Origin of the sequence: Streptococcus oralis (assembly GCF_023109195.1) — a bacterium.
In the GTDB taxonomy this organism is placed as follows: Bacteria; Bacillota; Bacilli; order Lactobacillales; family Streptococcaceae; genus Streptococcus; species Streptococcus oralis_BV.
Genome location: NZ_JALDUB010000001.1, coordinates 1,412,002 through 1,424,670 on the forward strand (window position 1 = coordinate 1,412,002; position 12,669 = coordinate 1,424,670).

At 39.5% G+C, this 12,669-nt stretch carries 12 protein-coding genes; 6 read left to right on the top strand and 6 right to left on the bottom strand.

Features of this window, described 5'->3' with window-relative positions; genetic code table 11:
* The first annotated feature begins 205 nt into the window (after positions 1-205).
* From M1F65_RS06780 to M1F65_RS06805, 6 genes are all read left to right on the top strand, one after another.
* Complete coding sequence (locus M1F65_RS06780; protein ID WP_125398254.1) at positions 206-1,372, top strand: CynX/NimT family MFS transporter; 1,167 nt, start codon at positions 206-208, stop codon at positions 1,370-1,372.
* A gap of 299 nt (positions 1,373-1,671) precedes the next feature.
* Complete coding sequence (locus tag M1F65_RS06785; RefSeq protein ID WP_084853147.1) at positions 1,672-3,723, top strand: retron Ec67 family RNA-directed DNA polymerase/endonuclease; 2,052 nt, start codon at positions 1,672-1,674, stop codon at positions 3,721-3,723.
* 188 nt (positions 3,724-3,911) lie between these two features.
* Entirely contained in the window at positions 3,912-4,238 is a 327-nt protein-coding gene (locus tag M1F65_RS06790; protein WP_000273860.1) for a PadR family transcriptional regulator, read from the top strand.
* Positions 4,225-4,818, top strand: a complete 594-nt coding sequence (locus M1F65_RS06795) for a DUF1700 domain-containing protein (protein WP_247925660.1) — start codon at positions 4,225-4,227, stop codon at positions 4,816-4,818. Before M1F65_RS06790 ends, M1F65_RS06795 begins: the two co-directional genes overlap by 14 nt.
* Complete coding sequence (locus tag M1F65_RS06800; protein ID WP_247925661.1) at positions 4,811-5,740, top strand: DUF4097 family beta strand repeat-containing protein; 930 nt, start codon at positions 4,811-4,813, stop codon at positions 5,738-5,740. Before M1F65_RS06795 ends, M1F65_RS06800 begins: the two co-directional genes overlap by 8 nt.
* 62 nt (positions 5,741-5,802) lie before the next feature.
* Positions 5,803-6,765 (top strand): DUF6574 domain-containing protein, encoded by a 963-nt coding sequence (locus M1F65_RS06805; RefSeq protein WP_247925662.1) that lies wholly within the window; start codon positions 5,803-5,805, stop codon positions 6,763-6,765.
* Between the two features lie 62 nt (positions 6,766-6,827).
* On the opposite strand, the gene M1F65_RS06810 is transcribed toward M1F65_RS06805, so the two are convergent.
* The 6 genes from M1F65_RS06810 to M1F65_RS06835 all read right to left on the bottom strand — a co-directional run bounded on the left by M1F65_RS06810 (position 6,828) and on the right by M1F65_RS06835 (position 12,658).
* The gene (locus M1F65_RS06810; protein ID WP_247925663.1) at positions 6,828-7,688 is read right to left on the bottom strand and encodes a DUF4299 family protein; all 861 of its coding nucleotides are present in this window, start codon (positions 7,686-7,688) and stop codon (positions 6,828-6,830) included.
* Positions 7,689-7,808: 120 nt separating this feature from the next.
* Positions 7,809-8,795: an oxygen-dependent tRNA uridine(34) hydroxylase TrhO gene (gene trhO, locus M1F65_RS06815; RefSeq protein ID WP_001030023.1), complete on the bottom strand. Its 987-nt coding sequence runs from the start codon at positions 8,793-8,795 to the stop codon at positions 7,809-7,811.
* A 131-nt stretch (positions 8,796-8,926) separates the two neighbouring features.
* Positions 8,927-9,223 carry a bacteriocin immunity protein gene (locus tag M1F65_RS06820; protein ID WP_162284514.1) on the bottom strand — a complete coding sequence of 99 codons (297 nt, stop codon included), beginning with the start codon at positions 9,221-9,223 and terminating at the stop codon, positions 8,927-8,929.
* A gap of 68 nt (positions 9,224-9,291) precedes the next feature.
* Positions 9,292-9,981, bottom strand: coding sequence for a CPBP family intramembrane glutamic endopeptidase (locus M1F65_RS06825; RefSeq protein WP_084943198.1), 690 nt, complete (start codon positions 9,979-9,981; stop codon positions 9,292-9,294).
* Positions 9,982-10,141: 160 nt separating this feature from the next.
* Positions 10,142-11,626: an ABC transporter substrate-binding protein gene (locus tag M1F65_RS06830; RefSeq protein ID WP_247925664.1), complete on the bottom strand. Its 1,485-nt coding sequence runs from the start codon at positions 11,624-11,626 to the stop codon at positions 10,142-10,144.
* Between the two features lie 108 nt (positions 11,627-11,734).
* Entirely contained in the window at positions 11,735-12,658 is a 924-nt protein-coding gene (locus M1F65_RS06835; RefSeq protein WP_247925665.1) for a carbohydrate ABC transporter permease, read from the bottom strand.
* Positions 12,659-12,669: the final 11 nt, after the last annotated feature.

Genomic DNA, 12,669 nt, shown 5'->3' on the forward strand with positions numbered 1-12,669 from the left:
ATAGATTTCCTTCCACTATTTTATCACAAAATTTCCTAGTTTCCTATTTTTATATCAAATCAAGGAAAATTCTAGTAAAGAAATCTGTCACTTTTCACTATATTTTCACTTCCATTGATTGAACTGTCTTGGCTGTCATTACTTGACATTATAAGGAAAAAACCTTAAAATAAGCTGTTATTAAAATCATCCTATCGAGGTTTTTATGAAAAAACAATCACTCTTTTTTGTTCTAGGAATTGTCTTAATCGGGACTGTTTTACGATCTCCCTTTACTGCTCTTCCAACTATTTTAGGAGATATCGCTCAGGGACTAGGAGTGGAGGTTAGCTCTCTTGGGATTTTAACCAGTCTCCCTCTCTTGATGTTTGCTCTTTTCTCTGCTTTTGCAAGCCGCTTGGCACAAAAAATCGGGTTGGAACATCTCTTTACTTACTGTCTCCTCCTCTTAACTGTTGGCTCTGTCATTCGGATTCTCAATCTTCCCCTTCTTTATCTAGGAACCCTAATTGTGGGAGCAAGCATTGCGATCTTCAATGTACTCCTCCCAAGTATGATCCAGGCAAATCAGCCTCAAAAGATTAGTTTCCTAACAACTCTCTATGTCACTGCCATGGGAATTTCGACAGCCATCGCTTCTTATCTTTCGGTCCCTATCACCCAAGCTAGTTCTTGGAAGGGACTCATCCTCGTTCTCAGCTTTCTCTGTCTGGTCACTCTGCTAGTCTGGTTGCCCAATCATCGCCACAATCACCACCTAGAAAGCCAAAAAGAAAAGCAAGTCAAAGAGAATATTCTAAAAAGTAAAGATGTCTGGGCTATCATTATCTTTGGTGGTCTTCAGTCCTTGCTCTTTTATACAAGTATGACCTGGTTGCCAACTATGGCTGTTAGTGCTGGTATTTCTAATAGTGATGCGGCTCTCCTTGCTTCTATTTTCTCACTGATCAGCATTCCTTTTTCAATGACTGTTCCAAGTCTGACGACTCGTCTATCAGATGGTCACCGTCGAATCATGCTGGCAATTATCTCTATCGCTGGTATGACAGGAATTGCCATGCTCTTGTATCCAACCAATAATTTCCTCTACTGGTTAGTCGTCCATCTCTTGATTGGAACGGCCTGCAGTGCCCTCTTCCCCTACCTCATGGTTTGTTTTTCTCTTAAAACCAGTTCTCCTGAAAAGACAGCTCAGCTATCAGGACTAGCGCAAACAGGAGGCTACATCTTAGCTGCTTTTGGTCCTGCCTTGTTTGGTTATAGTTTTGACCTTTTCCAATCTTGGGTCCCAGCTGTCCTTGCCCTTCTAGCCATCGATATCATCATGACTATCTCACTCTTTATGGTGGATCGGGCGGATAAGATCCTTTAATTTTTCTAAAATACTTCTCAGATACAAACAATGCAAAGCCAGATTCTGTCTGGCTTTTTGAGGTGTTGATAAAAATTTATAGTCTAAGATGTCTTAATTCTAGATTAACAGGTTATTTTGTGATAGAATAAAGTTGCGTATGATTAGATTTTTGACTTGTGTGTTCGCAAGTATTAACAACAATGTTATAGGAGTGTTTGGCTTCATCTGGTGTTATTAGCTTCAGGATTCATTAGGATTTCTACTGGCAATCTTGTTCGCGTAAGAGTTATCATACGCTTTTTGTATGAGGAAAAATGATGACCAAATTTAATCAACTACAGACAAAGGATGATTTTGCTAAGCTACTTGGCTTGAAAAGTGCCAAATACATCAATTATTTATTGTACAATATAAAAACTGATAATTTATATAACTCTTTCCCTATCCCTAAAAAGAATGGTGGAGAAAGAGTTATACATGCCCCCAAAAAAGAGTTGAAGTTCCTTCAGAAAAAATTGTCTAATGTTTTGTGGGAATGTTACCTTGAAAGCATAGAATCTAAATCTAAGGATAAGAACTTTAAAACACCTGTTCTGTCTCACGCATTTGAAAAGGGGAAAAGCATTATTACCAACTCTCAGATGCATCGAAACAAGAAATACATTCTGAACATTGACTTGAAAAACTTTTTTGATTCTTTTAATTTCGGAAGAGTAAGAGGTTTCTTTATAAAAGACAGGGATTTTGCCGTTTCACCAGAAATTGCTACTGTAATCGCACAAATTGCGTGTTATCAAGGTAAGCTACCGCAAGGAGCTCCGTCTTCTCCTATCATCACAAATTTAATCACTAGAATATTAGATTATCGGATTGTCAAAATTGCTAAAAAATATCGTTTTACATATTCTAGATATGCCGATGATTTGACTTTTTCAACAAATCGTGAATTAAACTCTAATAAATTGAGAGCAAGCAAAGAATTAGAAAACTTTTTAACGGAATTAGAAGACTTAATAATCTCATCTGGTTTTGAAATCAATCCTAAAAAAACACGATTGAGTAATAACATGCAGCGTCAAGAAGTTACTGGACTGGTTGTCAACAAAAAAATAAATGTAAAAAGAGAATACGTAAAAAATACTCGCGCAATGGCCTTTCGATTATACAAAGATGGAGCTTTTGAAATAGATAAAACACCAGGAACGATCAATCAACTAACGGGACGCTTTGCTTTTATTTTTCAAATAGAACAATACAACAACTATTTACTTTATAAAAAATCTTTGATGCAAAATAATCTAGATTCGCAAAAATATTTATTAGGAAGAAATTCATCAAGAAAATCAGAGTCGAAATATTATTGGAAGTATATCTTTTATAATAAAGACCTACAAAAAGAATTGTTACACAACACAAAACATCATACATATAATTTACCTACAGAATTTTACAGTATCGGTAAAGAAGAAAAGAAAACGTACATGTCTTTATTTAATTCTAGAGAAAAAGAGTACAAAAAATTTCTATTTTATAAATATTTTTTCGGGAATGACAAACCTATAATTATAACAGAGGGAAAAACTGATCCTAGATATATTAAAGCGGCTTTAAAAAATCTTTATCAAAAGTATCCGGAACTTATTGAAAAAGAGGGAAATAACTTTATATTTAAAATTGAATTTCTGAATCGTAGCAATACGATAGAATACCTTTTTAATGTTCCAGAAGGGGGAGAAGGTTTTAAATTTTGGTATAATTATTTTTCTGATAAATTTTACTATAATGAGAAAAAAGAAAAAAAATTTTTTGCACTAAATTCAGAAGAAAGAATTTTATACACAAACTACATTACTTATTTCAAACAATTAACCAATAGTCTTCCCAATTATCCAACAATATTTTTATTTGATAATGAATCGAATAATAGAAATGGCAATGATAAATCGGCTTTATTTTTATTTGCGAGTCATGCAAAAGACTTGATGATCCCAAAGAATAAAGACTTGGAAGATTCAAAGAATATAAAATTAGAAGAGAAAATTTCAGACAATTTAGAAAAAGTTAGAAGAGATAAACCTTGGCGAATTAATAAAAAGGATAGCCTATATATAATGGCGACACCTTTAATGCCTCACATGAATGACGGTAAGTCCTCTGATATTGAAGATTTATTATTTTCATCGTCTCAAAATTCACTACCTATTTTAAAAGGAAAGGAATTTCATAAAGATGGTGGTGATAATCATTATGGAAAAGAAATTTTTTCAAAGTATGTTCTAAAGAATTATAAAGAATTCGATTTTACTGAGTTTATCCCTTTGCTAGACGGCATAAGAGATAATATCCTAGATTATAAATCATTATTCTAGCTTATCTTTAAAATATAAATTTCTGTGAAATAGCTGATGTCAGAGCCTCTAAACTCCTAGTTTATACTAGGAGTTTTTTTATATGTAAAATTTTTACACATATTTCTTGACAGGGCTTTCAACTTGAGATACACTATATTTGAAAAGAGTATATATAAAATTTTTATATAATATAAAGGAGGTTTCCCATGTACTTCCCAACATCCTCTGCCTTGATCGAGTTTCTCATCTTGGCTGTACTGGAGCAGGGGGATTCTTATGGTTATGAGATTAGCCAAACCATTAAACTCATCGCCAATATCAAAGAATCTACGCTCTATCCCATTCTCAAAAAATTGGAAGCCAGTGGCTTTCTCACCACCTACTCTAGAGAGTTTCAGGGGCGTATGCGCAAATACTACTCCTTGACCAATCGGGGCGTAGAGCAGCTCGTTACTCTAAAGGAAGAGTGGACGCTCTATACCGACACCGTCAACGGCATCATAGAAGGGAGTATCCGCCATGACAAGAACTGACTATCTGACTCAGTTAGAAACCTATCTCCATAAACTACCTGAAGCTGACCGCATCGAAGCTATGGACTACTTTAAGGAACTATTTGACGATGCGGGTTCAGAGGGCGAAGAGGAACTCATTGCCAGTCTGGGAACACCAAAAGAAGCTGCCCATGATGTCCTCTCTGATCTTCTCGATAAAAAAGTCAATGAAGCCCCTGCTCAAAAGAATGACCGTCAACTGCTACACATTGCCCTCCTGGCCCTGCTAGTAGCTCCTATCGGAATTCCGGTCGGGATTGGCATCCTCATGGCCATCATCGGTATTATTATCGCAGCCGTCTCCGTCATTTTAGCCTTCTTTACCGTCTCTGTGACGGGTATCCTGCTAGGTGGACTCTTTATCGTAGAGAGCTTTAGCGTCCTAGTCGAAGCCAAATCTGCCTTTATCTTGATTTTTGGGGCCGGTTTGCTTTCTATCGGTGCTTCTTCTCTTGTTCTACTGGGCATCTCCTATGTAGCTCGTTTCTTTGGGCTCCTGATCGTCCGCTTGGTGCAATGGATTCTTAAAAAAGGAAAGAGAGGTGATAGACATGCGTAAATTGACAAAAGGATTTCTCATCTTTGGTGTGGTTTCTACAATCCTCGGTTTTATCATGATCATTGTAGGCGCCCAGTCCAATGGTATTCAAAGTTTGCTTGCCATGTCAAAAGACCCCGTCTATGACAATCGTATCGAAGAAGTGACCTTCGGAAGTGAGGTGGAAAAACTTGATTTGACCCTTGAGGAACATAGCCTAACTATCACAGAGTCGGTAGATGACAAGATCCACATCACCTATCATCCTTCCGTGTCTGGTCGTCACGATCTGACTACTGGCATGAGTGACAAAACACTAAGCGTCACTGACAAACAAGCCTCCCAACATCGCTTTCTAGGTTCAGGAATCGAAGGCCTACTTCGTATTGCCAGCAATTATTCTCACCGTTTTGACGAAGTCATTCTCTCCCTCCCTAAAGGAAGAAGGCTGCAAGCTATCACCGTCTCAGCCAATCGTGGACAAACCAATATTCGTCAAGCCAATCTTGAAAATGCGACAATCAAAACAAAAGGCTATCTCTTAAGAATAACAGAAAGCTCTATCAAGAATAGTACACTAACGACACCTCATATCATCAATATCTTTGATACCGAATTTACAGATAGCCAGGTCAAGACGGAAAGGGAACACATCTATGCTGAGAATATCAAGGTCCACGGCAAGGTTGAGCTAGAGGCCCATTCCACTCTAAACCTCATTCTCTCCCAGAAAGAGACTGACCGTATCAATCTAGATCTTTCTTCTCAGCATGGTGGTATCTATCATAAACCTAAAGAAGAACATCGTGGACAAAAAGAGAATGAACTTGCCAACCCCTACAAGACAGACAAAGCAGATGTCAAGGACCTGCTCATTGCAAAAGCCAACCAGGATATCTACCTACCTAAAGAAGAGCACTCTTCTCCATCTAGAAATCATTGACAAAAACGCTTTCATCTGCTAGTCTAAAGATAGAAAACGACCATAAAAAAGGAGGTTCCACCATGACACAAGAATGGTTTGAAAGTGCCGATCTTGAGAAGAAATCACCTCAGACAAAATCAGAAATCCAGCCCAACGAGCCTGAGACTTCGGAAACTGTGGAGACTGAACCACAAGTAAGCCAAGAAACATCTGTCTCACCTAAAGAGTCGGAAACGCATGAGGAGGAAACTCCCGAAATGATTGAAGAAGCCCAAACCAAGGAAGAGGGACAAGGGAAAGCTGAAGAGGAGCACAAGCAAGAAAACCCTGCAAAAGAGAAAAGCATCCTCAGCAAGGCTTTAGAAAGCCCCTATATCCCAGATATTGACCCTCGTAAAACAGCCAGATTAAAAGCAGAAATCGCACTATTTTGGACTTGGCTGCTGGACGCTATCCAAGAACCAACTACCAGCAAGAATACGGACCAAAAGCATCGTTATAGTGTCTTTGCCCTACTCACCTTGCTGTCGTCAATCAACCTTTTCTTTAGTATCTATCATATCAAGCACCTCTACTACGGCTATATGGCCTCTATTGCCAATAGTTTACCTAACCAGCTCCCACCTTTAGATCTCTTTGCTGGACTTTCTATCTTGGTCGCTAGCGCTCTATTTTACTTTTCCATCATTTTGGGAGGCTTTACTGTCCGACGTGTACTGGACCAGGAGAGCGACTTCACATTCCAAGAAGCTTGCGATCGTTACAGCCGACTCTTTGCTATCCCGCTTGTCTTAACGGCTCTAGCAAGTTTCTTTGCACTTTTTGGCGGCTTGCGATTCGCTGGCATCCTCACTCTTCTAAGCATGACCATCTTTGCCCTTGGCAATCTCTTTGTGATTAGCAAGCCAAGTAAGGCTAGTAGCCTTGACCCATTTTATCGTTTCTTGCTAGCTGTCTTACTTGATGGCGCTATTCTCTTCCCCTTCTTCATTGCAGAGCTCGCGCTGACAGTGGATTACCTTCGCATCCTGACATTCTTTTAACCAAAATCCCTGCCATTTGTTAATGACAGGGATTTTTAGACTTACTCTTTTTTGGACAAGGTCTACTCGATGCTTGCCAATTCCTCAAAATCTTTTCCCAAAATGGCTTGTACTTCCAATTGATTGGCATCTAGTTGCTGGTAAAATGCTGTTGGTAGTGACTCTAGGAATCTTGCATAGTCCAAGCGGGCGACAGCTTCATAGTCTTTGGCTTTGGACCCATCACCAGAAATCGTCACTAGGTCAATCTCCCAAACAAGATTCTTGCCTGCCAGCTGCTCGGTATAAGGAGCTGGTACAAAGGGTTCCTTTGGCAAAATCGTCTTGACTCCCTGGGCTAGGTGGTAGATACCGTGTACCTTGCCTTGGGCGTCTGGGTAAAATTTCACACTGGCAAGGTAGGCATCAGAGCCTTGAACCTTCTTGACCAGCTCTTCAAAACGTGCCAATCCATCCTCAGCCAAAAAGCTCTCGAGGTATTCCTTATTGAGATAGATAGGGGACAAGAGCCCTTGGCAATAGACTAGACGAGCCGCTTTGTCAGATAGATAATGCTTGACCGTTTCTCGGAAATAAGCTTCAAAGTCAAACCCTTCTAGCCCTTCTACTGCCTCACCCAACTTGTTTGATAGGGCTTGGAGGAGAGCTTCTACAATCTCCCAGTCCGCTCTGGTAAGGAAGTCTGGAATCACCACTTGATAGCCTTTTCGGCTATCCGCATAGTTCACCTTGAAGAGAAATTGCGACTGACCTACAATTCCACACTCGATATACTCGAGACGATTGAGGGGCTGACGGAGATAGACCGCATCATAACTGTGTGACTCCAAGCCCTCCACCAAGGCCAAGATAGACTTGGCAGTCAAGATCTCCTGTTGTCCTAGAATGCTTTCTTTATTTGGGATAAAAAATGTTTTCGCCATAACTGGCCTCCTTTGAAATCGTTTACATATAGTATAACCTATTTTCCTGAAAGATACAGAAACAAATTTTAGATTTTTAGATAAAAAGCATAGAAAAACAGCCCCTAAGGGCTGTTTGCTTTATACAGTAGCGACTTGATCCAAGCTTTCACCGATAGCTGCTAGACGCTCGATCACTTCTGCTTGTGTCAATTCATTTTCTGAGACGTAGCGGTTGCGTGGGTGAACACGGCACTCGTGTGAGCATCCACGAAGGTACTTGTCTTCATTTTCTTCTGATGTTAGGATACGACGGTTACAGAAGGGATTTCCACAGTTGACATAACGTTCACATGGTGTTCCATCAAACCAGTCTTTCCCTACGATGGTTGGGTTGACATGGTTAACATCAACGGCGATACGCTCGTCAAAGACGTACATTTTCCCATCCCAAAGTTCACCTTGGACTTCTGGGTCTTTACCGTAAGTTGCGATTCCTCCGTGCAATTGGCCGACATCTTTATAGCCTTCACGGACCATCCAGCCTGAGAATTTCTCACAGCGAACTCCACCTGTACAGTAAACCACGACACGTTTATCCATGAATTTTTCCTTGTTGTCACGGACCCATTGTGGCAACTCACGGAAGTTGCGGATGTCTGGACGGATAGCCCCACGGAAATGTCCTAGGTCGTACTCATAATCGTTACGTGTGTCAAGAACCACTGTATCTTCGTCAAGAAGGGCTTCTTTGAACTCTTTTGGAGACAAGTAAGCACCTGTTGTTTCAAGTGGGTTGATGTCGTTGTCAAAGTCATTGTCTTCCAAACCAAGGTGGACAATTTCTTTCTTGTAGCGAACAAACATCTTCTTGAAGGCTTGTTCACTTTCTTCGTCAATCTTGAACCAGAGGTCTTCCATACCTGGGAGGCTGTGAACGTAGTCCATGTATTTTTGAGTTGTTTCGTAGTCACCTGAAACAGTCCCGTTAATCCCCTCGTCAGCGACGAGGATACGGCCTTTGAGACCGATTGATTTACAGAAAGCCAAGTGATCTGCCGCAAATTGCTCTGCATTTTCAATTGGAGTATAGAGGTAGTAAAGTAAGACACGAATATCTTTTGCCATAAGATTTGTTCTCTTTTCTATTCTTAAATTTTCAGAATTTTTCATTCAACTATTCTAGTATACCCACTTGAGAAAACGAATGCAATTTATTTGACCGAAAATTATATAGAGAGACCTACCACTGCACTTCATCAGTAACCATAGCGAATCGCAGATAATTCTCTCAATTTTTTGATTTGCTTAGCTTGACTTTCTGACAAACCCAGCTTGTTATCAATCAACACACGTGAGATGTCAACGTTCATTTGGCTCAGAATAAATGGAGTAGAGGTTCCATCGTCCTTTAATCGTTTTTGATAAATCACTAACTGATTTTTCAGGGGAGCAAGTTGAGGCGCAACCTTTATATCTTCCAATAGATGATCAATGATGATCATCGCTTCACAACGTCTTTCACTTCCTCCAGCAAACCATTTTAATGGTGTCATACTCATTTCCCTCCTGAAATTCGCTTATAAATTGAAAAACTATAATTCCTAACTCTCCAGCCAGTATTTTACCCAAACACCCTATGTAAAAAAGTCAGCAAAAATGGTAAGGTCGCTACAATATTATTGATCACATGCACCGCATAGGAAGGATAAATGCTCTTGGTATAACGGGTCAAACCAGCAAAGATGATTCCAGATGTTGCAAAGACGAAGATATCTAACAGACTAGGAAAGTTTGAAAAATGAGGGAGAGCAAATAAAATGGACGGAAGGAGCAAATCAAGACCAAATCTCGAATCTTTAAAAAAGGCGTGTTGCAGTAATCCTCTATAGAGCAACTCTTCCATCAGCGGCACTAGAAAGAACAGGGATATGTAGATACCCAATTCGGCAAAATTAGTCTCACTAAAACCAATCAGTAGAGCCCAACCTTCAGCAGTTGACTGAACATATCTAGCTGTATGAATATTAAAAGATATATGAACTACCGCTACTAGGACTGTCAAGATTGAATACCAGAACCATTTTTTTCTCGGAATGCGAAAGAGATAACCATGGCCTGTCTTAAGCAGAATCCAAATCATGACTCCACTAAATAGCAGACTTAAGATATTTTGAATCCAGAAGATATTTCCTACCTGAGAAGAAAATTGCCAATAATTTTGAACAATAGACGTCAGCTGAGAAAGACCAAATACGAAAAATAGGTAAGAGAAGACAGCACTCATTTTGAAAAGAAGGCGATATTTTTTCATAATGGACCTCCTGTAGATACATGTGTATCACATCGCCAAAACTCTTAGAACTACTCTTTTCATTTTTACATCCTAAAAATCACTACCTCCCCTAGGAAACTAAGGAAGGCAGTGATCACATTTTTAGGAATTAGGAATGAATACACGAAATCAATCAATCTTATGATTTTTTGTTTTTCAAGAATTCATCGTATTGTTTTTGCATTTCGTTCAATACTTTTTCGTAGGCACCTTCAGATTTCAATTTTTCCATTAATTCTGGGATTGCTTTATCTGGGTCTACAGTACCAGTGTTGATAGCTGTATCGAATTGTTGCATTGTGTTAGAAATTGCTGAGATTTCAGATTTCACATTGTCAGTGTTAAAGATGAATCCAAGTGCTGGAGATTCTTTAGCTTCTGCCAATTGTTTCTTAGAATCTTCGATTTGTTGGTCTGTAACGTTTTCGTTGATGTAAAGAATCCAGTTGTTACCAGTGTTCCATCCACCCATGTGAGTATTTCCTTTGTAGCCATCAAGGACGCGTACACGGTTTTCTTTACCTTGAATTTTTTCCCAGTTCTTGCCTTCTGGACCGTAAACAAGACCGTTCAAGAGTTCTGGGTTCGTGTTCAAGAGGTTCAACACTTCCATTGATTTTTCTTTGTTCTTAGAGTTGTTTGAAATGACAAAGTTAGCAACTTGTGTTGTTTGGTTTTTCTTGATAAAGTTAGTGATTGGTTTGATTTGGATATCTTTGTTAGCAACACGTGAGAGCAAGCTGTTACCATAGTCAGCTGGTCCTACTGTTTCTTCACGAACGAACCAAGTATCTTGTTGAAGGTCAAATGAAGTGTCGCTTGTTGCTACGTCTTTTGGAATGTATCCTTCTTCATAGAATTTGTGAAGAGTCTTCAAGTGTTCTTTGAAACGAGGCACTTCGTAACGGTTTACGATCTTAGTAGTGTCTCCTTCAAGGTCGATAACAAATGGAAGCCCGTTTGGTACTGGGTAGTCAAAGTTATCAGATGGGATAAAGTTCTTCGTAACCGCAAATGGTACTACATCTGGAGCTTTTTCTTTGATTTGTTTCAAGACTGGCTCAAGTGTTTCGTATGAAGTTACACCTGAAATATCGATACCGTATTTAGCAAGAAGTGTTCCGTTGAAGGCAAAGTTTTGAGATGATGCAACGTTAGCTGCAACTGGTACTGCATAGATCTTACCGTTTACAGTGTTCCCTTTGATGTAAGCTGGGTCAAGTGCTTTGTAAAGCTCTGCTCCTTCTTTTTTATACAATTCTGTTAAGTCAGCATAGGCACCTTTTTGAGCATTTACGACATAGTTAGATGCAAATGCGATATCATAGTTTTCACCAGATGATGTGATAACAGACATTTTCTTATCATAGTCGCCCCATCCAAGGTATTGGATGTCCAATTTAGCACCGACTTTTTCTTCGATGATTTTGTTTGCATTTTCTAGCAATTCATCCAAGTTGTCTGGTTTGTCACCGATTTGGTACATTTTGATAACAGTTTTTTCACCTGAAGTAGTATCTGCAGCTTTTTTGTTGTTACCTGTAAGGTTTCCACAGGCAGCAAGACTTGCAGCCAAAGCGACTACGCTAGCAGATGCAAAAGCATATTTTTTCCAGTTTTTCATGATAAAAACTCCTTTTTTTATTTTTAAACTTATAAACGATTTAATGATTTTTAACTTCAATCGCTATGATGAAGTTGGGAAGGGAGAAACGGTGTTTCTCAGCAAGTGCTATTCTTTGACACCACCGATCGTCAAACCTTTAACAAAGTAGCGTTGGAAGAATGGATACAGAATCGCGATTGGAAGGGTTGCAACAACAACCATGGCCATACGACCTGTTTCTTTTGGTAGAGCAACTCCCAGTTGACCAGATAGGCCGACTGCTTTTGCAATGTAGTCCATATTTTGTTGGATTTGCATGAGCAAATATTGCAATGGATACAAGTTATCACTCTTGATGTAAAGAAGGGCGTTGAACCAGTCGTTCCAGAAACCAAGAGCTGTCAAAAGCGTGATGGTTGCGATACCTGGAAGTGACAATGGCAAACAGATCTGGAAGAAGATCCGAGCTTCACTGGCACCATCGATACGAGCAGATTCGAGAATGGCTTCTGGAATGGTCTTCTTGAAGAAGGAACGCATCAAGATGATGTTGAATGGTGAGAGGAGCATTGGAACAATCAAGGCCCAAACGGTATCACCCAGTTGAAGCAGGCGAGTAACCACGATATAGCCTGGTACCAAACCAGCATTGAACAACATACTAAGAAGAGCGAAGATCGTAAAGAATCTGCGGTACTTAAAGGTTGTACGTGAGATGGCGTAGGCATAAGTGGTTGTAATGAAGACGTTGGTCACTGTTCCGACTACGGTTACAAAAACTGAGATAAAGAGCGCTTGGAGGATCTTATCTTTAAACTGAGCTAAGAACTGGAATCCATCTACACCAAACTTCGAAGGGAAAAAGCTATATCCATACTGGAGGATGCTCTTTTCGTCTGTCACCGAAATGATGATAACGAAGATAAAGGGCAAGATACAAGAAAGAGCGATCAAACCAGAGATGATACTAAAGAAGATATCTGATTTCTTACTGAAGGAGTGAATGCCGACATTATCGATTTTTTCTTTTTTAATTTTCTTTTCTGCCATATTCTCCCCCT

What these genes read in the sequence shown, in the direction of transcription:
- M1F65_RS06780 (WP_125398254.1), top strand. Translation starts at nt 206, where the DNA reads ATGAAAAAACAATCACTCTTTTTTGTTCTAGGAATTGTCTTAATCGGG.
- M1F65_RS06785 (WP_084853147.1), top strand. Translation starts at nt 1,672, where the DNA reads ATGACCAAATTTAATCAACTACAGACAAAGGATGATTTTGCTAAGCTA.
- M1F65_RS06790 (WP_000273860.1), top strand. Translation starts at nt 3,912, where the DNA reads ATGTACTTCCCAACATCCTCTGCCTTGATCGAGTTTCTCATCTTGGCT.
- M1F65_RS06795 (WP_247925660.1), top strand. Translation starts at nt 4,225, where the DNA reads ATGACAAGAACTGACTATCTGACTCAGTTAGAAACCTATCTCCATAAA.
- M1F65_RS06800 (WP_247925661.1), top strand. Translation starts at nt 4,811, where the DNA reads ATGCGTAAATTGACAAAAGGATTTCTCATCTTTGGTGTGGTTTCTACA.
- M1F65_RS06805 (WP_247925662.1), top strand. Translation starts at nt 5,803, where the DNA reads ATGACACAAGAATGGTTTGAAAGTGCCGATCTTGAGAAGAAATCACCT.
- M1F65_RS06810 (WP_247925663.1), bottom strand. Translation starts at nt 7,688, where the DNA reads ATGGCGAAAACATTTTTTATCCCAAATAAAGAAAGCATTCTAGGACAA.
- trhO (WP_001030023.1), bottom strand. Translation starts at nt 8,795, where the DNA reads ATGGCAAAAGATATTCGTGTCTTACTTTACTACCTCTATACTCCAATT.
- M1F65_RS06820 (WP_162284514.1), bottom strand. Translation starts at nt 9,223, where the DNA reads ATGACACCATTAAAATGGTTTGCTGGAGGAAGTGAAAGACGTTGTGAA.
- M1F65_RS06825 (WP_084943198.1), bottom strand. Translation starts at nt 9,981, where the DNA reads ATGAAAAAATATCGCCTTCTTTTCAAAATGAGTGCTGTCTTCTCTTAC.
- M1F65_RS06830 (WP_247925664.1), bottom strand. Translation starts at nt 11,626, where the DNA reads ATGAAAAACTGGAAAAAATATGCTTTTGCATCTGCTAGCGTAGTCGCT.
- M1F65_RS06835 (WP_247925665.1), bottom strand. Translation starts at nt 12,658, where the DNA reads ATGGCAGAAAAGAAAATTAAAAAAGAAAAAATCGATAATGTCGGCATT.